The organism is Pontibacter populi (assembly GCF_040278685.1).
GTDB lineage: Bacteria > Bacteroidota > Bacteroidia > Cytophagales > Hymenobacteraceae > Pontibacter > Pontibacter populi.
In genome coordinates, this window is sequence record NZ_JBEOKT010000026.1 from 1 (window position 1) to 22,378 (window position 22,378).

21 protein-coding genes are annotated in these 22,378 nt (G+C 44.9%); 5 read left to right on the forward strand and 16 right to left on the reverse strand.

Annotated features, from left to right (window positions below; all coding sequences use genetic code 11):
• The 13 genes from uvrB to ABS362_RS18425 all read right to left on the reverse strand — a co-directional run.
• On the reverse strand, positions 1 to 1,507 hold a 1,507-nt coding region (gene uvrB / locus ABS362_RS18365; protein ID WP_350414373.1), incomplete at its 3' end, for an excinuclease ABC subunit UvrB.
• 203 nt (positions 1,508 to 1,710) lie between these two features.
• Complete coding sequence (locus tag ABS362_RS18370; protein WP_350414375.1) at positions 1,711 to 2,082, reverse strand: hypothetical protein; 372 nt, start codon at positions 2,080 to 2,082, stop codon at positions 1,711 to 1,713.
• A 37-nt stretch (positions 2,083 to 2,119) separates the two neighbouring features.
• Complete coding sequence (locus ABS362_RS18375) at positions 2,120 to 2,569, reverse strand: hypothetical protein (RefSeq protein ID WP_350414377.1); 450 nt, start codon at positions 2,567 to 2,569, stop codon at positions 2,120 to 2,122.
• A gap of 22 nt (positions 2,570 to 2,591) precedes the next feature.
• A complete protein-coding gene (locus ABS362_RS18380; protein WP_350414378.1) occupies positions 2,592 to 3,041 on the reverse strand; it encodes a hypothetical protein in 450 nt (149 codons plus the stop codon).
• A 120-nt stretch (positions 3,042 to 3,161) separates the two neighbouring features.
• A complete protein-coding gene (locus ABS362_RS18385) occupies positions 3,162 to 4,859 on the reverse strand; it encodes a hypothetical protein (protein ID WP_350414379.1) in 1,698 nt (565 codons plus the stop codon).
• A complete protein-coding gene (locus ABS362_RS18390) occupies positions 4,843 to 5,349 on the reverse strand; it encodes an RNA polymerase sigma factor (protein ID WP_350414381.1) in 507 nt (168 codons plus the stop codon). The genes ABS362_RS18385 and ABS362_RS18390 overlap by 17 nt, the downstream gene beginning before the upstream one ends.
• 329 nt (positions 5,350 to 5,678) lie before the next feature.
• A complete protein-coding gene (locus tag ABS362_RS18395) occupies positions 5,679 to 6,083 on the reverse strand; it encodes a YkvA family protein (RefSeq protein ID WP_350414382.1) in 405 nt (134 codons plus the stop codon).
• A 109-nt stretch (positions 6,084 to 6,192) separates the two neighbouring features.
• Complete coding sequence (locus ABS362_RS18400) at positions 6,193 to 6,930, reverse strand: shikimate dehydrogenase family protein (protein WP_350414383.1); 738 nt, start codon at positions 6,928 to 6,930, stop codon at positions 6,193 to 6,195.
• 6 nt (positions 6,931 to 6,936) lie between these two features.
• A complete protein-coding gene (locus ABS362_RS18405; RefSeq protein ID WP_350414384.1) occupies positions 6,937 to 7,881 on the reverse strand; it encodes a polyprenyl-phosphate transporter in 945 nt (314 codons plus the stop codon).
• A 100-nt stretch (positions 7,882 to 7,981) separates the two neighbouring features.
• Entirely contained in the window at positions 7,982 to 8,764 is a 783-nt protein-coding gene (locus ABS362_RS18410; protein ID WP_350414386.1) for a phosphosulfolactate synthase, read from the reverse strand.
• A 6-nt stretch (positions 8,765 to 8,770) separates the two neighbouring features.
• Positions 8,771 to 10,168, reverse strand: coding sequence for a tetratricopeptide repeat protein (locus ABS362_RS18415; protein ID WP_350414387.1), 1,398 nt, complete (start codon positions 10,166 to 10,168; stop codon positions 8,771 to 8,773).
• An 88-nt stretch (positions 10,169 to 10,256) separates the two neighbouring features.
• Positions 10,257 to 11,231 carry an NAD-dependent epimerase/dehydratase family protein gene (locus ABS362_RS18420; protein ID WP_350414389.1) on the reverse strand — a complete coding sequence of 325 codons (975 nt, stop codon included), beginning with the start codon at positions 11,229 to 11,231 and terminating at the stop codon, positions 10,257 to 10,259.
• Positions 11,232 to 11,257: 26 nt separating this feature from the next.
• Complete coding sequence (locus tag ABS362_RS18425) at positions 11,258 to 12,004, reverse strand: tyrosine-protein phosphatase (protein ID WP_350414391.1); 747 nt, start codon at positions 12,002 to 12,004, stop codon at positions 11,258 to 11,260.
• A gap of 255 nt (positions 12,005 to 12,259) precedes the next feature.
• Between ABS362_RS18425 and ABS362_RS18430 the strand changes: the two genes are divergently transcribed.
• From ABS362_RS18430 to hpf, 4 genes are all read left to right on the forward strand, one after another.
• Positions 12,260 to 13,399, forward strand: coding sequence for an acyl-CoA dehydrogenase family protein (locus ABS362_RS18430; RefSeq protein WP_350414392.1), 1,140 nt, complete (start codon positions 12,260 to 12,262; stop codon positions 13,397 to 13,399).
• A 149-nt stretch (positions 13,400 to 13,548) separates the two neighbouring features.
• Positions 13,549 to 13,743, forward strand: coding sequence for a 30S ribosomal protein S21 (rpsU, locus tag ABS362_RS18435; RefSeq protein WP_199108675.1), 195 nt, complete (start codon positions 13,549 to 13,551; stop codon positions 13,741 to 13,743).
• 69 nt (positions 13,744 to 13,812) lie between these two features.
• Positions 13,813 to 14,691, forward strand: coding sequence for a tyrosine-type recombinase/integrase (locus ABS362_RS18440; RefSeq protein WP_350414394.1), 879 nt, complete (start codon positions 13,813 to 13,815; stop codon positions 14,689 to 14,691).
• A gap of 24 nt (positions 14,692 to 14,715) precedes the next feature.
• Positions 14,716 to 15,015, forward strand: a complete 300-nt coding sequence (hpf, locus tag ABS362_RS18445) for a ribosome hibernation-promoting factor, HPF/YfiA family (protein WP_350414396.1) — start codon at positions 14,716 to 14,718, stop codon at positions 15,013 to 15,015.
• Positions 15,016 to 15,135: 120 nt separating this feature from the next.
• Here the strand turns inward: hpf and metK are convergent, their stop codons facing one another.
• Positions 15,136 to 16,440 carry a methionine adenosyltransferase gene (gene metK, locus ABS362_RS18450; protein WP_350414398.1) on the reverse strand — a complete coding sequence of 435 codons (1,305 nt, stop codon included), beginning with the start codon at positions 16,438 to 16,440 and terminating at the stop codon, positions 15,136 to 15,138.
• 288 nt (positions 16,441 to 16,728) lie between these two features.
• Between metK and ABS362_RS18455 the strand changes: the two genes are divergently transcribed.
• Positions 16,729 to 17,550, forward strand: coding sequence for a phosphatase PAP2 family protein (locus tag ABS362_RS18455; RefSeq protein ID WP_350414399.1), 822 nt, complete (start codon positions 16,729 to 16,731; stop codon positions 17,548 to 17,550).
• An 86-nt stretch (positions 17,551 to 17,636) separates the two neighbouring features.
• On the opposite strand, the gene ABS362_RS18460 is transcribed toward ABS362_RS18455, so the two are convergent.
• Both ABS362_RS18460 and ABS362_RS18465 read right to left on the reverse strand, forming a co-directional pair.
• Positions 17,637 to 19,148, reverse strand: a complete 1,512-nt coding sequence (locus ABS362_RS18460; protein WP_350414401.1) for a RagB/SusD family nutrient uptake outer membrane protein — start codon at positions 19,146 to 19,148, stop codon at positions 17,637 to 17,639.
• Positions 19,149 to 19,159: 11 nt separating this feature from the next.
• A complete protein-coding gene (locus tag ABS362_RS18465) occupies positions 19,160 to 22,300 on the reverse strand; it encodes a SusC/RagA family TonB-linked outer membrane protein (RefSeq protein ID WP_350414402.1) in 3,141 nt (1,046 codons plus the stop codon).
• Between the last annotated feature and the right edge of the window lie 78 nt (positions 22,301 to 22,378).

A 22,378-nucleotide genomic window follows, 5' to 3' on the forward strand; every position in this document is an offset into this window, starting at 1 on the left:
GGTTTACCCCGATCAGTACATCAATTATTCCTAAGCGCAACTCACGTAAGATCTCCACACGGTCCAGGGTTTTTACTTCGGAGTGCAGGTATTTTACTTTTATGTTCAGTCTTTCGAGGTACTTGGCCAGCTCTTCCGACATACGTTTGGTAAGCGTAGTTACCAGTACGCGGGCTCCTTCTTTTACACGCTCATCTATTTCATCCAGCAAATCATCTACCTGGTTAGTGCTTGGGCGAACTTCAATAACAGGATCCAACAAGCCGGTTGGGCGGATGATCTGTTCAACTATAACACCCTCCGATTTCTGGATCTCATAGTCGCCGGGCGTTGCACTTACAAACACCACCTGTTTCATCATACTTTCGAACTCATTGAACGTAAGCGGGCGGTTGTCCATGGCAGCCGGTAACCGGAAACCATACTCTACCAGCGCTACTTTCCGGGAACGGTCACCACCCCACATAGCGCGTACCTGTGGCACAGTTACGTGGCTCTCATCTATCACCATCAGGAAATCATCCGGAAAATAATCCAGCAGACAGAACGGGCGTGCCCCTGGCGAACGACGGTCGAAGTAGCGGGAATAGTTCTCGATTCCGGAACAGTAGCCCAGTTCACGGATCATCTCCAGGTCAAATTCGGTTCGCTCTTTTATGCGCTTGGCTTCTACCGGCCGGTCTTCTTTAAGGAAATAATCGTGCTGCGCTACCATATCGTACTGGATTTCGGAAATGGCCTGCTGTAGTGTGTCTTTACCAGTTACGAAAAGATTTGCCGGGTAAAGTGTGATGGCTTTTTCGTCGGCCAGCTTTTTACCACTTGCAGGGTCGATGCGGTGTATCTGCTCCAGCTCATCTCCAAAAAAATAAAAACGGTAAGCAAAGTCAGCGTAAGCCGGGAAAATATCAACCGTATCGCCTTTTACACGGAATGTTCCACGTGTGAACTCAGCTTCGGTGCGACTGTAAAGTATCTGAACAAAGGTATAAAGCAGGTTATTCCGGCTGTAACGCTGCCCCGGTGCTAAATGCAGTACATTCTTACCAAACTCCTCCGGATTACCAATACCATAGATACACGACACAGATGCCACCACGATCACATCCCGACGACCAGATAGCAGTGCAGACGTTGTATGCAAACGTAGTTTCTCGATCTCCTCGTTTATTTGAAGGTCTTTCTCAATAAACACATCGGATGAAGCAATGTATGCTTCAGGCTGGTAGTAGTCGTAGTAAGATATAAAATATTCGACAGCGTTATCCGGGAAGAACTGCTTGAACTCGCCGTATAGCTGGGCGGCCAGTGTTTTGTTGTGGCAAAGCACCAGGGTTGGCTTGCCTGTATTTTTGATAACGTTAGCCATGGTAAACGTTTTACCGGTACCAGTGGCACCAAGCAAAACCTGTACAGGTTCTCCGTTATTTACTCCTTCTGTGAGTTTTGCAATGGCCTTGGGCTGGTCGCCGGTCGGCTGAAACTCTGATGTTAGCTTAAAATCCATTCGTCGGTTTTACGAAATTAACGATAAAGTATAACATCTGAAACTGTACGTAAGTTTAGCTTTTGCAAACATATTCAGGTAAGTTTAAGTATAAAATCACAAGCACAAAAAAAAGCCTGCCGCAGAGCAACAGGCATTTCCAAGTCAGTCAGTTTTAATAATTCAAATCAATATGTAACCTGCTTGTTAAGTATAGTTTATACTTAGTCTTGTATGCTGAATGTCTGGCATACGCGGGTTACTTTTACAGAAGGGTACATAACGTTTATAGCTACGCATCTTGGTCCGTATGCCCCGTTTAACTCGAGGGCCGCATTTATTTTGCGCCCTGGTTGCTTGTATTCTGCCGGCAGGTTATCAGTAGTTACATAGCCATTCTGCAGTTGGCCCAGGTAGTTGTTGCGCTGCCCGCTTTCTTCACTGCTTTCTATTTTCAGGATATACCAGCCTGTTTCACAATCCTCCCCGATCACTTCGACTTTGAGACATGCCGGAGCCGGGGCATCTTCCTGGCAACTTACAGTAAGGGTGGCTAAAAAAAGGTAAAGGAAAACAATGCGTAATGTGTTCTTCATGTTTTAAGTTGTACTAACGGGTTGCGTCTATTGTTACTTATCGGTACAGGTAATAGGTATCGGTAAACCTGGCGTAAGGGTCGTTGCCGGTATAGGTGCAGATCAATACCAGCTTATCAGCCTTACACTCATTTACTATATATTTAGCTGACCAGAATTGCTGGGAAAGTATAAAAGCCCCCGGCAATGTATATTCAGCTTTAAAAGCACTATAGTTGTTGATGCTGCTTGCTGCATCCTGCATCAGAAAAGCGCTGTCGCTCCTGAATTCAAAGTAATCGTTGGCTTTACCGGTATAGTAAGTTGTGTTGCAGTTACTGTTGCGGCAAAGCCTGTAATCTATTTTTTCTACCTTCCATTTTCCCATCAAAGCATTTCGCGTCTGGTCTGCTGAAAGGTTAAGCATTAACTCATCGTCGGTCTGGCAGCTTGCACTCAGCACAGCCAGCAGAAGGACTAAAGCAGCCCCGCAACTGTATATTTTCATAGCCCTGGTACAACTACAAATATCAGATACCAGAGTTAACAACCTGTTGCAGACAGGTAAGCTTTACGATCTTAGCTTTAGGTAGCGCAGCCTGGCAGATGTAAAGATCATTGTACCGGCCATCTTTCTGCACTTCCATATACCCGAACCTGTATTTCTGGCCTACCATAAGGTGCTGTACCGCAGTGGCATTTACCCATGGCTGTATGTAAGTGGTGTCGTTTACCTGTAGCCAGGTATCTTCAAAAGCACCGTAGCCACATGTTACCTTCACTGCAGTTGCTTCAAAAATACAGTCCTGTACCGGAAAGCAGCCACCCATAGTTTCTAACTCTTCTTCCTTATTATCGCAGCCCGACATAAAGATTGAAAAAAGAAGGAGGGCCAACAGTATATACCAACCGGATAAATTTGCTTTCACTATAGCTGCAGTATCCTGAAGGACTGCAGGGGTTAGGCGCATTTTCTTCATAGTTTTATGTAGTGTATAGGTTTGGTTAGAACAGACGGCTATAGTTGCTGCTGGCCTCCTTTCACTATCATGATTCTGAATAGATGCAGATGGTTGCACCGCTTCTAAAAAAAACATGAATTATTTGCCGTCGTGGCCAAGGATATAGTTTACACCCATATTTAAGCCGAGGGTATAGGGCCTGCCCTGGGTGGCTACCGCTTTGTCGTCGGTTAGCATGGAGTTAAAGAAGCTGCGATACTCAGGGCCTACAGACACTGTTACAGCATTAGAGATGCGCTTGCCTACACCCATGCCCAAATTGCCCGAAAACTGAACCTTACGGAAAGGAGAATCATCGGTGGCACTGTAGGTAACGCTTTCTATTTCAGGGACAGATGATTTTATAGTTGTCTGCATCAGGAAATTCACAGCCATGCTGCCTGTTGCGTACCAATACCATTTCTGGCCTAAATTACCTTCTACCTGCATGCCTAATGGCACAGAAAGCATCTGGTAACTATAGTCTACATCAAATGGCTGTTTAGTTTTTACAACGCTTACAGAGTCGGTCGTAAAAGTATCAAGAGATGGCAGGAAAACCGTGGTCGGTTTAAGCTTGGAGCGCTCATTTGTACGCGGATTGAACAGGAACTGCTCTACAATATAGCTCGATCTGGTTTTGCTGGAATTCTGACTATAGCCTAGCCCGGTCAGCATTTTCAACCGCTTCCCGATCCTGAAACCAGCTTTGGCATCCACGTTAAACGACATGGCCGCCTGCGTATTTTCCTTAAACTCGATGCGTGCATCGCGCATATTCTCTTCCGACTCCACAGACATAGAGGGCTTCGGCGGCTCCGGAGGACCAAACGAAGGCACTTTCAATATCTGCTGGGGGGTTACTGTATAGCCCGGAATGTTGATGTTCTGCGTAAAATAAGTAGAACCATAACCCATTCCTACATTCCAGCGGCTGGCAGTAACGGCGGCCTCTTTTTTATCGCTCTCCTCTGTTTTGTTTAGCGCAAGCGCCAGCCCGGTTTGTGTATGCGGGGCTTCCGGGTCATCTGATTTGCTTTCCGGAGTAGTAGTTCCGAGCACGGCATTTCTGCGCAACAAAGGGTTTATAGTTGCTGGGCTTGTATAGTCTGCCGGTACGTTGGCAATAGCCTGGCCGGCCGGCATATAACTTCTTTCCTGCGTTTCAGTCTCAGTTTTATTTTCATTAACTATAGTTGCTGCTACAAGTCCTGTAGTTTCAGTTGTTCCGGCTTTTATAGTTGCTGACGTGTTATTTTCAGCGTTATAGTTGCTCTGAGCTATGGCATATGATCTTTCAGACCGCGGAGCTGCGTTGGTTTCATTGAGATCACGGCTATAGTTCTGAGTTTGGGCCTGGGCTATAGTTGGTGTTTCCTGAGTTTCATATCCTGGCAAGCTATTGTTCGCAGCTGGCTCTAGTAAACTATAGTTACCTGGTTTAGGAGATGTTGATGATGAAGCGCTGTTGTCAGCTATAGTTGCATTACCTGTTTCTGTTGGCTCGGCTATAGTTTTGTTTTGCTGCTGCGTGGTAGTGGCAAGTAATGCAGCCTCCTGATCTTGTTTAAAGTGCAGCACCAACGCAGATCCGGCAAGCAAGAAAAGTATAAAGCATGCTGCCGACAGTTGTCTGTAAAACAACACGCGCTTTTTGTACTTCGCATTCTCCTGCATGGCAAGGGCATGATCTATACGCGACCAGACTTCCGGACCCGGCGTTGCTTCCGCATCCTGGAAGCGTTGCCACATGCTCTGCTCCAGTTCCCCGTAATCTTTTTTATCTGTTGATGACATGCTCCTTGTATGGTTTATCCTGTTGCGCCAGTATACTTTGCAGTATAGCTCTTGCTCTTGAATACTGAGATTTAGAGGTACCTTCCGAGATATCCAGCATCTCGCCGATCTCTTTGTGGTTGTACCCCTCTATAGCATAGAGGTTGAATACCATACGGTACCTTGGCGCCAGGCTCTGGATAATACTTAGTAGTTCATCCATACTATAATCGTTTAGGTTATAGTCGCCGGAGCTTAGGTTCTCCACTTCCTCTGATTCGTGCGATACGGTAAGCAGCGATTTTTGCCGCAAATGTTTCAGGGCCGTATTTACGATGATCTTCCGGATCCAGTATTCCAGCGGGCAATCCCTTTTAAAATTCTGGATATTCGAAAACACCTTTACAAACCCTTCCTGCACAATGTCTTCAGCCTCAAATGTTGTGGGAGCGTAGCGCAGGCAGACCATCATCATCTTTTTGGCATACAGGTCGTACAGGAGCCGCTGCATGTCCCGTTTGCCGGCTATGCAACCCTCAATGAGTTTCTCCTCCTCTGACTTGTTACTGCTTAAAAGTTTCAACTGCTGACCTGATTACGGCCCTCACTCACATGAGCCTAAAAGTATCGCTATGGTTGCAAGGCCGGGTAAATATTTCTTACAGGATATTCGGTTTTACCTAAGTATAAAGCTATCAGTATACTTACAAGTGGTAAATGTAAGAAATTGCAGTGAAAGTAGTGCTATACAAAGAAGTAGAAAGTGCTCAGAATTTAGTGTAAAAAAAGAGCGTACCCCGTTTGAGGTACGCTCCTGAATCTATAACTATAGCAAAACTGTTAGGCAACTCCAAGAAAAAGCAATTTATAAACCAGCACGGCAACTATAGTCGCAAACAGCATCCACACATACCCAATGATACGGTAAGCTATTGTAGCACCGGCAGTTGCACCGCTCAGGGTGTCATAAGCCTCTATGCGTGCATGGTCTAAAACACTTTTAGTAAGTAAATGATAAGAGAACCCAATACCAAGCGTCACAGCCACCACATCATCCAGGAAACCAAACACAGGTACCAGGTCAGGCACCAGGTCTATCGGGCTGATAGCGTAGCCAATGGCAACAGCTAACAGTAAACGCACATACCACTTCACACGCGCATCGCGGTACGATAAGTATAAAGCGTAGATCTCTGCGTTTAAAGCGTTTGTTTTCTGCTTCAGGGTGGTTAGCTGCGTAGTCATAAGGGTGGCGGTTAAAGTGGCTCTCGTTTTCAGGCTTTTACGTGAACCGGCACAGCTTATGTTACAGCATTTGCCAACTATTTTCCAGAAAAATAAATTGCATTTCGTTTCAGGCGTTTTGCCAGATGTGCCAGGCGGCTTCAGCCTGTCCAAATAGCATCGGGAGACCATTTATAGTTTGTGCGCCTGCTGCTTTACCTTTCTCCAGGAACTGTGTCTGCTCCGGGTTATACACCAGGTCGTACAGGTAATGCTGGGCAGAAAGGGCTTCGTAGGGCAATTCCGGGTAATTTTCAGCATCCGGATACATGCCCAGTGGTGTTGTGTTGATGATAAGTAGATATTGCTGCAGAAGTTCAGGTGTAAGGTCGGCGTAAGTTAGCTGACCCTGTTTTGGCTGCCGTGATAAAATTGTATAATATATCTTCAGATCCTGGAGTGCTGCAGCTACAGCTTTGGATGCTCCACCACTGCCCAACACTAAAGCTCTGCTGTTTTGCGTTGCCGGGTAAAACTGCTCCAAAGTATTTCTGAAACCAATGTAATCTGTATTATAGCCTTTGGTTAGGCCGGCTGTTATTTTTATGGTATTTACGGCACCAATGCGTTCGGCGGCATCATCCAGCTCATCCAGGAAAGGAATCACCGTTTGTTTGTAAGGCACGGTTACATTCAGGCCAACCAGGTTGGGTTGGCGTTGCAGTAATTGGGGCAGTTCGGCTATGGTTGGCAGTTCGTATAGTTCATATGCGGCATCGCTTATCCCCTCCCGTTCAAACTTCTCTGTAAAGTAGCGCTTCGAGAAAGAGTGTCCCAGCTTTTTACCGATCAGGCCGTAGCGTCGCATCTTTCCTTATACTGTGGTTGTGTGGTCGTCGGTAACATAATCAATGAAGTAAACCAGCGCAAAACCGAAAACAGCCAGCAGGGTGCCGTACAGCAAATAAGGCTCTTCGCCTGTAAGTTGCAGGTAATCGGTTGGCAGTACATTGGCCTGTACCAGAGGTTTTATTTCTCCATGACGATCGGTATATGTTTCCAGCGTTTGTTTCCAGGGCCATACTTTGTTCAGCGAACCCAGCATAAAACCAGTAAGCAGAGCTATTGTTAAGTTATGATAGCGCTTCAGCATAAAATTAAGCACATGCGAAAAGCTCAGGATACCCACCACACAGCCCAAACCGAAAGTAAGTATAGTTGCTATTTTCAGGTCCTTTACGGCATTCAGAATAAATTCATACTTGGCCAGCAGCACCAGAATAAAACTCCCCGAAATACCCGGCAAGATCATAGCGCAAATGGCAATAGCCCCAGACAGGAAAATAAACCAATACGATTCCGGGGTTTGAGTGGGCGTAGCTATAGTTACCCAATAAGCAACGGCTGCTCCAACTATAAAAGCCAGCACAACCATGGGTGTCCACTTCGTTATCTTTTTGCCTACCACTACCGTAGATGCCACGATCAGACCAAAAAAGAAGGACCACAGCAGTTCCGGATAAAACTCCAGCAGGTACAACACCAGCCTCGAAAGCAGCAGAATAGAGAAACCGATACCAGATAGCAGCCCCACCAGGAAGTTACCGTTGATGTGTTTCCAGAAACCAGCAATGTTAAATCGGAGCAGTAGTTTTACAGCCTCACCATTCACCGACCGGATAGAGTTAAGCAATTCTTCGTAAATGCCGGTAATAAAAGCTATAGTTCCGCCAGATACGCCCGGCACCACATCGGCAGCCCCCATGGCTACACCTTTCGAGAAAAGCAGGAGATATTCTTTAAGTGATCTGCGTTGCATAAATCTGTTTCTGAGCTTTTAAGAGTAAATTTAAACTTGCTCTAACAAAATTGCCCGTTCGGGTACACCGACGGGCAATTTATAGTTTATGTTCTTATAGTTAACCTTTCAGGGCAGTGTCGTCCATGTTCAGGAAATGATGGAAGGTATCACCACGTAAACCTAAACGAATTGTTTCCAGCGGAATAACTTCGCTTGGAGCTATGTTACCAAGGTTTACGTTAGCACCCAGCAATTTAATAAACCATACCTGCTGAGCTTTTTGCGGTGCTTCCCACAATATCTTCTCAAACGGGATCTTCGTCAGGATCTCTTCAACCAGACCACTACGAACCTCACCTGTAGAACGGAACAGACCAACGTTACCACCTTCACGGGCTTCACCGATCACTTTCCAGGCACCGGCATCCAGTTCAGTCTGCATTAGCTGTATCCATTTATAAGGCGGAATGATCTTTTCAGCATCTTTAGAACCTACTTCCGACAAAACAGTTACCTGCTCGGCCAGCGTCTGAATGTACTGCAGCTTTTCGTCGTGGTTCATCTCCAGCGAGCCATCCGAAACTTCTGCAAAGGTCATCTGGTACTTGTCCAGAATGCGGCGGTAGTCTTCAAACTGGTTACGGGCTACAAAAGCCTCAAACAAGGTACCTCCAAAATAAACCGGTATACCGGCAGCACGGTAAGCATCCAGCTTTCGGTCTAGATTAGGCACCACATATGATGTGGCCCACCCCAGCTTTACGATATCTACATATTCACCGGCTACATCCAGAAAGTCTTCCACTTCCCGCACACTCAGCCCTTTGTCCATGGCCATGGTAAAACCCCGCTCGCGTGGCTTAAGCTCGCGCTCCGGCAGGTTATTCAGCGTATAGTTCATCTGATATTATTTGCGATACTGATCTATTAATCTGGCTAATGCCCGCTGCGACTCCAGTTCCGGGAAGAACTCAAATAACAGCTTATGTTTTTCGAAGTCCAAAATTAAGGCATTTTCAAGATAATTGTAAGCTTCGCGGTATTTTCCTGCAGAAAGAAGATAGGCGCAGGCCCTATAATATAGTTCTGCTTCGTCTGGCTGCAGTTCTATGGCATTTAAAATAATATCCGTAGCCTCATCATAATTGCCCTGTTCGTACAAAATGATAGACCAGTTAAGGTAAATATCCTTATCGTTCGGCTGTATCTCAGCGGCACGCGCATAACTTTCCAGCGCCGATACCACATGGCCCACATGATATTCCGCGGCAGCAAGTGCCACCCAGTAATCAGCACTATCATCGTAAAGCTCTACTGCCTTCTTAAAGAAGTGAACAGCCTCGTACCACTTGCCCTGCGCATCCAGTATCACACCGATACCAAACCAGGCCTCGTCCATATCCGGATCCAGGTCCACTGACTTCTGGTAATATCTCCTGGAAAGGTCCCACTGTTGTAGCTTTTCGTAGCACTCGCCAATATTACAGAACACCTCTGCTGATGGCTCGCCGTGTTCCAGCATAGCGTTGAATGCTTCGATCGCCTTGGTATATTCCCCTATAAATACATAAGCATTGGCCATGTTATTATAAGCAGTAATAAAATCAGGCTTAATGATGGTGGAGTAATCGTAAGCGGCAATAGCTTTGTCGTAAGAGCCCATTTTGTTGAGCACATTACCCAGGTTAAACCACGCTACATACGAGTAAGGGTCATCGTCCACGAACTTCTGGAAGAAAGGCAGGTGCTCGCGCAGGCTACCGGTCACTTCCATACAGTAAACTATCTCCTGCATGGCTGCTTCGTTCTCCACGTTCAGCTCAATACACTTTTTATAGTATTTGATAGCCGAGCCAAACTTGCCCCAACTTTGGTATGCCAACCCGATGTTAAAGAAAATATCATCGCGATCTTCGGCAAAGGCCAGGGCTTTCTTAAAGTAATCGATGGCATCGCGGTACTCGCCACGCTGCGAATATATGATACCACGCGTCAGGTGTATATCCGGGTTACCCGATTCTACTTCGGCTACTTCGTTTATCAAAGCAAGGGCATCATCCAGACTGCCGGCCATGGCCAGCAACTGTGCCTTATCTATCTGTAATTCTGATGAAAAAGGGTATTGCGCGATAGCTGCATCGCAGGCCACCAGTGCTTTCTTGTATTCGAAGTTAGCAGTATAGTGGTCTATTATTGTTTCAAAGTCGTTGATGTCAAAAAAAGCAGTGCCATTGTTTCCGAGTGTCTGCTCGAAACGTTGTATCAAATCCAGCTCTTCGCTGTTATCTTCAAAATTATCTTTCATCTCAAATCCCAACCGGCTGCCCAACTGCAGCCTTTGTTACATTACATTTTATACCGGCAAATAGTTTATTGATTGGTATCCCAAAAAGTTACTTTGTGGCCTGCTGCTGCAGTAATTCAGAACAGGTCCAAGCTATAGTTTCGTCTAACTTCCTGAACTCCAACCCAATGGCTTTCTGCACCTTTGCGTTGCTGAAGAAATGACTTTTTGCTGATACACGCGCCGTATCTTTTGTAATAAGCGGTCGCGCACCTGTCAGCCAGCTTCTCAGGCGTTCGGCACGCCATACAAACTCAGCCAATAACGGGTTTACCCTGCGTGAAGGAGCTTTTTTACCCATACAGCCGGCTACCTGTTCAAAAAAGTCTTTGTAAGCCAGCTGCTCTGAATTCAATATAAATCTTTCGCCGGATATTTCCGAGAAGGTGAGCCGTAACATCGCTTCCACTACATCCCGGACATCTACAAAATTGGCTTTACCGCCTGTATAAAAAGAATTGTTGTTGTAAACATATTTAAACAGCCGGGTGCTGCTGCGGTTCCAGTCTGCCGGGCCCAGTACTACCGATGGGTTAACTATAACAGCATCCAATCCTTCTGAAATACCACGCCATACTTCCAGTTCGCCTAAATGCTTTGAGCTGGCATACGCCGAATGATACTCTGCTGCATCCCACTTACTGTTCTCGGTTAACAAATCTTTACCTGGCGGACGGCCAATAGCTGCTATGGAGCTTACATGGCAAAGTTTTATAGCTCCGGCCTCGATGCATGCATCTACTATATTGGCCGTGCCTTCTATATTTACCTGCTTCAGCAGTTCTTTGTCCTGCGGGTCGTAAGAGACCAGGCCTGCACTATGGAAAACATAGTTTACACCTTGTAACGCCTGCTGCAAAAGCACAATATCCTGTATGTCGCCTTCCAGCCATTCTACTTTATCAGCATCGGCTATAGTTGGTATCTGCCCACGGTAAAGTGCGCGCACCTGATGCCCCTGCTTTACCAGTTCCGGTATCAGGAAACTACCTATAAGGCCACTACCGCCTGTTACAAATATCATCTAAGTCGGGCTTACGAAGGTGGGAACTATAGTTGCGGGTTAAGCAATGGCAGCGACAGCAACTTGCTTATATATTTGGAGCTAAGCACTTTCTGCAGCGACGCGATATGTTTTAAACTATGCACATCGGACCCGACAAGGTCTACCTGCCCATTATCAATCAACTTCTCTATCACCGTTTTAGCTGCCGGCGAATAATAACCGGTTAACGAATTTAGGTTTGGCTGCAGCAGCACACCTTGTTCACGCAACTCTACCAGGTCGTTAAACTTACCATAGAAATAAGAATACCGCTCAGGGTGTGCCATTACGGGCTTATACCCTTTAGAACGCATTTTAAATATGGCTTCGCGCAGGTTTAAAGGCTCGTTCAGAAAGGAGGTTTCAAATAACAGGTACTTATCGCCAAAGGTCAGCAACTCTTCGCCATTGTCCAGCTTATCCAGGAAAACTTCATCCAGGTAATATTCGGCAGCACAGCCCAGCTCCATCTCGATACCGGCTTCGGTAATGGCGTTTTGTAAAAGCGCCAGCTTCTCCCGGATGCCTTCCGGTGTGTTGCGGTAAAAGTCGCTCATGATGTGGGGCGTCATGATCAGCTTGCGATAACCCAACTGCTGCATGGCCTGCACCAGTTCCAGCGACCGTTCCAGTGTATCAGCGCCATCATCAAGCCCCGGCAGTATATGCGAGTGCATATCCACACCGATGGCGCCTAACGACTCCAGGGTTGTGGTTTCCGAACCAAATAAGTTTTTTAAAAACTGCTTCATTTACTGATGTTTAGCTAATTCCCCGGCATGCCATCGCATGGATTGTACACGCAGGCGCTTAGCACCTTCAAAATAACGCAAATTAAACGCGCTTTCAAAATAAGTACTATACAGCAGCAACTATAGTTTGCCTGTTTAATACACGCTGTTTTAATAGCTCAAATTGTCTGTTTGCCATTAAATATATAGCTTTGTGAACATACGGTTCTCAAAACCGTTATAAACGCGACTCACAAACCTACAATCTAACTATAAATGGAATTAAAATATACAGAGAACCAGCGCATGATTGCCGACATGGTTCGTGACTTCGGTGCCAAACACATCAAGCCTAAAATGATGGAGTGGGACGAAAGCCAGGAATTTCCGGTAGAGGTATTTAAGAAACTGGGCGAACTGGGTCTGATGGGTGTACTGGTACCAACCGAATATGGCGGTTCAGGTTTCGGTTACCTGGAGTATGTTACAGCTATTGCCGAGCTTTCCAGAATTGATGGTTCTATTGGTCTTTCGATGGCGGCACACAACTCGCTTTGCACAGGCCACATTCTGCAGTTTGGAAACGAAGAGCAGAAACAGAAATACCTGCCAAAGCTGGCAACTGCCGAGTGGATAGGCGCATGGGGCTTAACGGAACCAAACACAGGTTCTGATGCCGGTAACATGCGCACTGTAGCGGTTGAAGATGGCGACTACTATGTGATAAACGGAGCTAAAAACTTTATTACGCACGGTAAGTCTGGTAATGTAGCAGTAGTTATAGTTCGTACCGGTGAGGTTGGCGACTCGCATGGCATGACTGCTTTTGTAATTGAGAAAGGCACACCGGGCTTTAGCGCCGGCCGCAAAGAGAACAAACTGGGCATGCGTGCCTCTGAAACCACAGAGCTTATTTTCCAGGATTGCCGCGTACACAAGAGCCAGATGCTGGGCAACGTAGGCGAAGGCTTTATACAGGCTATGAAAGTGTTGGATGGCGGCCGTATCTCTATTGCTGCTTTATCGTTAGGTATTGCACAGGGCGCATTTGATGCTGCGTTAGCGTACTCGCAGGAGCGTAGCCAGTTCAACAAGCCTATCTCATCTTTCCAGGGCATTTCATTTAAGTTAGCGGATATGGCTACCGAGATTGAAGCAGCCGCTTTACTTACCTACCAGGCAGCCGACATGAAGAACCGTGGCCTGAACGTGAACAAAGAATCGGCGATGGCGAAACTATATGCTTCTGAAGTATCGGTGAGAGTAGCAAACGAAGGCGTGCAGATTTTTGGAGGTTACGGTTTTACAAAAGACTACCCAGCCGAGAAATTTTACCGCGATGCCAAGCTTTGTACTATAGGCGAAGGCACAAGTGAGATACAGAAACTGGTAATTTCCAGATCAATACTTAAATAAGTAGTTAAAAAGTGCTATCTTTGTGGCCCAAACCCACTGATTTAGAATATTTTATAAATAAGCAGATAAAAATCGGGTAAATAGTTGATTTTTAAGCGTAAGCTTTATTAAATTTGCAACCCTAATTCCAAGAGAAGCGAAACAAAGACATGATTATTGTAAACGTAAAAGATAACGAGTCTGTAGACCGTGCATTAAAAAGATTTAAGAAGAAGTTCGAGAGAACTGGTGTGTTGAAAGAGCTTAGATCAAGAACTTTCTTCGAGAAGCCATCTGTTTCTAAAAGAAAGCAGAAGGAAAGAGCTAAGTATAAGCAAACGCTTTTCGTAAAGGATAACTACTAATTTCGTTTCCGAAATAATATATTTTCCATAACTTAGTATAGTTGCTTAAGCAAGCGGCTATACTAAGTTATGGAATTATTTTTTAAGTACCTAGAGTACGAAAAGCGGTATAGTCCGCACACCCTTACCTCCTACCACACCGATCTGGGGCAGTTTTCTGGTTACTTACTCCAGACCTACGAGATCACCGATCCGGCCGAAGCCGATCACACCATCATCCGTTCCTGGATCCTGTCACTGGTTCAGCAAAATATTCAGCCACGGTCCATTAACCGTAAAATTGCCTGCCTTCGCTCCTACTATAAATTCTTATTAGGCCAGGAGAGAATTAAGGCCAACCCCATGCTGCGCATTAAAGCGCCAAAGGTTTCCAAAAAGCTGCCTGGCTTTGTTCCGGAAGAATCTTTTAATAACCTGCTCGATGGTTTTGAATTTGAAGACAATTTTGAAGGGCAGCGCGACAGGTTGATCCTTGAGTTTTTGTATGGCACCGGTATGCGTCTGGCGGAGCTCATCAACATAAGCGAACAGGATATTGACAAATATCAGAAAACAGTGCGTGTGCTTGGCAAAGGCAATAAAGAGCGTATTATCCCGATAAACGAATCTTTATGGGCAAGTATTGAGGCTTATTTAGCACATAAAATAAGCGAGTTTGGCGATAACAATTCTGAAAAGCTGCTCGTTACAAATAAAGCACGCCCCTTGTATCCCAAATTTATATACCGTGTGGTAAAGAAGTATATTAGCTTGATAACTACCTCAGAACATAACAGCCCGCATACGCTGCGGCACTCCTTTGCTACACATCTACTTAATAAAGGAGCTGACCTGAACGCGATAAAAGACTTGCTGGGCCATGCCAGCCTGGCCGCCACACAGGTCTACACCCATAACTCTATTGAGAAGCTTAAATCGATCTTCGAGAAAGCTCATCCTAAAGCATAAGTTAAACCAATAAATTTTACCACTATGAAGCTACAGATGCATTCCATCCACTTCGAAGCTGACGCTCAGCTAACCGATTTTATTCAGCAGAAAGTAGACAAGTTAGAAACATTTTACGACCGGGTAGTAGAAGGTGAAGTGTTTATAAAACATAACAACAGCGACGGTGTTAATACAAAAACTGTAGAGTTGAAACTGTTTGTACCGGGTGCTACCCTGTATTCAGAAGAAAACGCCCCATCGTTTGAAGCTGCCGCTGATGCCGCTGTAGAAGCTATGCGCCGCCAGCTTAAAAAGTTTAAAGAAAAACAAATGGCCCACTAAGGATCGCAAAAAACTCCGGTTATGAACTGATGGATACTATAAGCAGTTCATCAGATACATAAATAAAAACGCCTGCTAACTATAGCAGGCGTTTTTGTTTAAAGTAACTATAGTTTAAAACTATAGTCCGAACTCTTGTTTGATTTTATCAACGTAATCAAGTTTCTCCCAGGTAAAGGTATCAAACTCTTTTACTTCTTTGTGGCCGTTCACTGACAGCTCTACTTTCTTCTTACCTGGTGTTCTGCCCATGTGGCCGTAAGCAGCAGTTTCAGAGAAAATCGGGTTCTGTAAGCCAAAACGCTGCACGATAGCATAAGGACGCATATCAAACAGCTTGTTTACTTTGTCAGCAATCTCACCATCACTCATAACGTTACCATTAGCATCTTTTACTTTTGTAGAGCCATAGGTAGTAACATATAAACCAACCGGCTTGGCAACACCGATCGCATACGCAACCTGTACCAACGCCTGGTCTGCTACACCGGCAGCAACAAGGTTTTTGGCAATGTGGCGTGCAGCATAAGCCGCAGAACGGTCTACTTTAGAAGAATCCTTGCCAGAGAATGCACCACCACCGTGCGCACCTTTACCACCATAGGTATCAACTATAATTTTACGGCCCGTTAGGCCAGTATCGCCGTGCGGTCCACCGATCACAAACTTACCGGTTGGGTTAATGTGGTACGTAATATCGTCGTTGAACAGGTTCTGGATACGCTCCGGCATTAACTTTAATACACGAGGTATCAGAATAGCATCTACATCTTCTTTGATCTTAGCTACCATCTGCTGCTCTGCTTTATCCTTAGCCTCCGGTGTATTGTCTTCAGAAGTTACAAACTCATCGTGCTGAGTCGAGATAACGATCGTATCGATCTTCTCCGGCACGTGGTTATCACTGTAACGAATTGTAACCTGAGACTTTGCATCCGGGCGCAGATAAGTCATTTCTTTGCCTTCTTTACGGATAGCCGCAAGCTCTTCGAGTAACAAGTGCGAAATGCTTAGCGCCAATGGCATATAGTTGTCGGTCTCGTTTGTGGCGTAACCAAACATCATTCCCTGGTCGCCTGCCCCCTGGTCTTCCGGGTTAGCACGTTCTACACCCTGGTTAATGTCAGCAGACTGCTCATGTATGGCCGAAATAACCCCGCAGGCATCTGCATCAAACATGTATTCAGACTTAGTATACCCGATACGCTTGATCACATCGCGGGCAACCTTCTGCACATCTACGTATGCTTCAGACTTTACTTCGCCGCTAAGCACTACAAGGCCAGTGGTAACCAGTGTTTCGCAGGCAACTTTAGACTGTGGATCCTGCTTTAAGAATTCATCAAGAAGTGCGTCAGATATCTGATCCGCTACTTTATCAGGGTGTCCTTCTGACACTGACTCAGAAGTGAATAAATATGGCATTGCTTAAATTTTATGGTACGATTGAAAACTATGGCCCTGAGGTCACTTGCTGCAAAGCTAAAACAATTCCGGCACACTTAAAAAAAACAGGTAGTATACCTTACCAAGCCTATAGTTGGCTAATCGGTCAGAGAGGAATACGAAGACTTATAGTATATAGATATAGTCATCTATAAAAATTTTCGCAAACTATAGATCTATATCCCTATCTAACTATAGTACAAAACCTTTTACATGTGCACCCGTTTCAAAAACATCAATTCCTGATTTAAAACAAAGATTATACTTATGAAATCCATAATATCCTTATTAATAATATTCACACTCTTTATTTCCCCTGCCATGGCGCAGGAGAACGACTCCCCTTACAGAACACGTTTTGCAGTAGATGCTCCTGCAATTGCAGCTGGTATAGGTCTTAGTGCCTATGGTTTAAAGCTGATACAGGACAAAGACGGCTTTACAGAGGCTGAAGTAAATGCGTTGAGTAAAAATGATGTAAATGCTTTTGACAGGTTCAGTGCTGGTTATCACTCTGATAATGCCAAAAAGGTAAGTGATTTTCCGTTTTACGGCTCTTTTGCTATGCCCTTTGCTATGATGCTGAACAAGAATGTAGGCCGTAAGGCCGGGCAGGTGTTTGTGCTTTATGTTGAAACGATGGCTGTAACAGGTACATTATTCACACTGGCCAATGGTAACACAGAACGCGCCCGCCCTATGGTTTATAACGATGAAGTAGACATGAGCGACAGAACAGAAGCCAATGCACAAAACTCTTTCTTTGCAGGCCACACAGCTGCCACTGCTGCAGCCACTTTCTTTGCTGCTAAGGTATTCCACGACTTTAACCCTGAATCCGGGGCAAGGCCTTATGTGTGGGCTGCCGCCGCTGCAGTACCTGCTACAGTTGGTTACCTGCGCCTGAAGGCCGGTAAACACTTCCTGAGTGATAACCTGATAGGGTATGCAGTCGGTGCAGCGTCGGGTATCCTTATTCCGCAGCTACATAAAAAGACAAATAATACAGGCATATCGCTTGCTCCTACTGTAATACCAACCTTTAATGGCGCAGCAGCTCAGGGCGCAAACCTTAGCCTGACTTTCTAAACTATAGTTACGAACTGAGCCAACTATAAAAAACAATAGGGCTACCAATGTGGTAGCCCTATTGTTTTTTTTAATACATACGGTAATTATAGCGGGTTTTGTACCACTGCCGGGTTTGTATCAAGCTCTCTTTTCGGGAAAAGCCATTCCCACTGCTTATCGCCTGCTGGTATAGTATAAAGGTCAGCAATAACTGTTGCAATATGGTTAGCACCTGCTCTGTCCAGAGCGCTGTTTGTACGCTTCAGATCCAAGAATCTGAAACCTTCACCCCAAAGCTCTACACGACGCTGAACTAAAATCTCGTCGATCAATGCCTGGCCTGTGTTTAGCGAAATAACATAATTAGGGTTACGGGTAACAACCAGATCATAAAGTGCTTTTGCTGCCAAAGGATCCTGGCCTAAACGAGCCAGAGCTTCTGCCTCAATCAGGTACATTTCTGCAGCTCTCATGTAAGGCACATCACCAATACTGCTGCCAGAACCACCAGCTGATATAAACTTACGGTTCATAAGCGTTTTAGGCGTGAACGTAGGTAGGATCTGAACACCATTGACATCATATCCTATAGTTTTACCAGCAGCATCTTTAATAGCAGTTGGTGTTGTATCCCATAGTTGCTTACGCACGTCGCTATCAGCTATCGTGGCATACAATTTAGAGTTTATAGCTTTAGGATTACTTCTGATGTTCGTTGAACTGAAGTTTACAGACATGTAAGCAAAGAAGGAATAGAAGTACGTTGTCTGATCTTGGATCTGAGCACTACCCCATATCCAACCTGGCGTAGCCACGTTGTTAAACCCTGACAGCATCTGCGCAGTAGTCTCTAACGGGTAACCTTCTCTAGCTTCTTTTGCAAAATTGGCTGCATCAGCCCATTTACCCATAGTTAAGGCAACGCGCGCTTTCATACCTTTTGCCACATTAACATTGATATGAGACTTAGCGTTACGGCTGGCAGGTAGCAAAGCAATAGCAGCATCCAGATCGCTGTTTATCTGTGCATAAACATCTTCTACAGTTTCACGAGGCTGTCCTTCGATAGTGTTTGTAACCATCACCGGAACACCTAACTGGTTGTTAGTTTGCCCGGCTTTATAACGCTCAGCAAAGATCTGCACTAACTGGTGGTGTGCCCAGGCTCTGTAAGCCAAAGCCTGACCTTTAATTGCTTTCTTGTCAGCTTCAGGACCAGTAGCTTTATCAATATTAGCAATAATCATGTTAGCGTTAGCTATCAGCTTATAGTAAAATCTATAAACGAAAGTAACTGTACCGGCATTCTCATTTCTGTGGGTCAGCCATCTGTGTGTAGCAATCCACCAGCCATTACCAGTTGAGGTATTTACAACATCCTCTCCCAGCATATCCATGTTGATCATCACTGAACCCTGACCAGCCTGGTCCTGGGCATCGTACTGGAAGAACATGGATCTGTGCATGCCGTTGATTGCTGCCCAGCCATTATCGGTAGTTGTAAATACGCTACCTTCAGCTAACCTGTCTGTAGGGGTTGTATCTAAATATTCCTTTTCACAAGACGAGAGCAGGAGTAAGCACGCTGCAAATGCGCTATATAAAACTCTTTTCATTACTTAATTAATTATAGGGTAACGTTTAATCCGAATGTAACGATCTTAGCCGGAGTGTACACATTTGAAGTTGTACCTGAGAAGCTTTGACCCACGTTCATACCTTTTCTTGCTGAACCTAATGTCAGGTTCTCTCCTGTTACATACACATTTGCTCTTCTGGCATATACCTTAGATGAAATGCTCTCTGGCAGGTTGTAAGCTAATGTTACAGATCTCAGGTTGATGAATGAAGCATCGGTTAACCATCTGTCTGATGTACCAGAGCTTAAGCTTGCAGACTGGCTACCTGCCTGAATTCTCGGAACATCTGTGATGTCACCTGGTTTCTGCCAGCGGTTCTGAATATCCTTGTGCCATGCGCCACCTTCGTTATAAGCACCCATTAAGCTGGCATAAGTACCATCATAAACCTGGCCACCTACCTGGTAAGTAACTAAAGCTGATAAGGACAGCCCTTTGTAAGAGAATGTGTTAGTAACACCACCTGTGAAGTCAGGAATAGCTGTGCCAGCATAGTGGTATCTCGCATTCGTGATATCGTTTGTTAATGTATCACCGTTGATGATCTTAATTTTTGTGTCAGTGTCGCTGAACACTTTCGCTCTGTAAAGTGCATCACCATTATCCGGGTTAACACCATAGAAATCTCTTAACCAGAAATCGTACAGAGATTGGCCTACCATAATTTTCTTGGTACCGTTTATGATCTCTTTCTGACCATCAGGCAGTTTTGTGAACTCGTTCTGAAGAGTAGTCCAGTTAGCATCGATATTCCAGGTGAAATCACCTACTTTAACAACATCAGCAGAAACCTGTAATTCTACACCTTTGTTGAAAAGGGCACCAATATTCTGGTTTCTTGTTAACACACCACTTGAAAGTGGAAGCGGAACCTCGAACAGTAAGTTATCAGAGCCTCTGTAGAAATACTCAGCAGAACCATGGATTCTGTTATTAAGCACGCTGAAGTCAACACCAAAGTCGTAGCTGTTGCTGGACTCCCAAAGTAGATCCTGTGAAGCAAGGCTTGACTGAAGGAAACCAGGCTCAGCAGCGTTGTTGAAACCAGGACCAAAGTTATAAAGTGCCTGCCATGCATAGAAGCTACCTATGTCATCGTTACCAACTTCACCATAAGATCCTCTAAGCTTAAGCATGTCTAACCAGCCTGGCATATTGATGAAAGACTCTCTGTCAACTCTCCATGATGCACCAAGCGACCAGAAATCACCCCATCTTACATCCTTATAGAATCTTGATGAACCGTCTTTTCTGTATGAACCAGACAAGGTGTATTTGTCAGCGAATGTATAGTTAAGTCTACCGAAATAACCTTCTGTTCTGTACTTGTCTGTGTAAGAAGTTAAGCTGTTTATAGTTGTGAAGTTTACTAATTCAGTAATACCATCAACTATAATACCTTGCTTGCTACCACCAGAATACTTGTAAGTATAATCGTAGTTCTCATGACCTAACAATACATCAAAATAATGCTGACCAAATGTTTTTGAGTAGTTAAGCAACTGGTTTACTGTATAGCTGGTAGTTGTGCTGTTTGCATTGCTAGCTCTACCGGCAGGGGCACCGTCACCAACCAACGTGTTCTCGAAAGTAAGACCAGTATAGTTAGAAACGTCAACACTTAAGTTCGTAGTGAATTTGAAATCCTTCAGGAATTTGATCTCTCCGTAGGTTCTGCCGCCTAAAACTGTACGGTTGAATAGGTTCTCGTTCAGAACAGTCTCAGCTAATACGTGTCTGCCTGCACTTGCACCAGGGCCACGGCCTACACCTAAGTCATAGATCTTATTGCCTGTATCATCCAGAATGTATGCACCTGTAACAGGATCGTGCTGATAAACCGGGTAGATAGGACCGATATTTCTTGAGAAGTAGAACGGGTTAACATAACCTGTGCTGCTTCCGTCGTTAGCCTGGTTAGACTTAGTCATTGTACCTGAAAGGTTAAGACCTGTCTTTAACCAGTTTGTAGCCTGATTGTTAACATTTACACGACCTGTAAAACGCTCGTAGTCAGATTTGATCAGGTAGCCTTTGTCATTTAAGTAGCCTAAAGACACAAAGTAGTCTGTTTTATCAGCACCACCTGAGAAGCTAAGACCATAATCTTTACGGTTACCAGTACGGGTCAATTCTTTTTCCCAGTCAAGGTCATCACCGTAAAGCAACTTTGCATTAGGGTTAATCTTACCGTCTGTTGTTACAATCTCTTTGTTAGGAACATTGAACGGGTTATACTTCAGGATGCCATAAACATCGTCAGAAGCTTTCTGGTTAGCGGCATCAGCAGTAGTACCACCGGCAACCAATGAGTTTCTGTAAGCTTCCCAAACAAGTGGATAGTATTCAAATGCGTTAACTCTGTCGTACTCTTCCAGGCCTCTTGTAGAGTAACCCTGAGTTACCTTAAAGTTAATTTCGCTTCTGTTGGCTTTACCTTTTTTAGTAGTGATAATCACAACACCGTTCGCAGCTCTTGCACCGTAAAGCGACGTAGAAGCAGCATCTTTCAGAATAGAGATGTTCTCAACATCTTCAGAGTTAAGGTTTGCGATAGAACCTGCATAAGGTACGCCATCAACTACATAAAGAGGTTCGTTGCTTCCGTTGAATGATCCGAAACCACGGATACGGATTGCAACGCCGCTTCCTGGCTGTCCGCTGGCGCCTGATGTCTGAACACCAGCTGCCTGGCCAGTAATAGCATTGGCTATGTTGGTAACTGGTCTCTGAGCAATTTTCTCAGGAGTGATCTGTGATGCAGAACCTGTAAAAGAGTTCTTATCAGCTGTACCGTAAGCAACTACAACTACTTCGTCCAGTTGAGTTTCATCAACTGCCATAGTTACGTTAACTGTGCTCTGATTACCGATAGCACGCTCAACAGCTTTATAACCGATGAACCTGAAAATTAAGATTGTAGCATCCTCAGGAACATTCAAGGTATAAGTACCATCAGCAGTAGTAGCCGTTCCTACTGCGGTACCTTTGACAATTACGGAAACACCCGGTAAGCCCAGGCCATTCTGCTGGTCTGATACTTTACCCGTTACCGTTTTTGTCTGTGCCATAGCGTCCTGCAAAACAGCAGAGAGCATGAGCACAACAAAGAATAAAAATTTTCTCATGTAAAAGATTAGTAAATGGTTAGTGTGTTAAAATAATGCTACCAAATTAGCTGTAAATTTTACAAAACAAAATCCCTT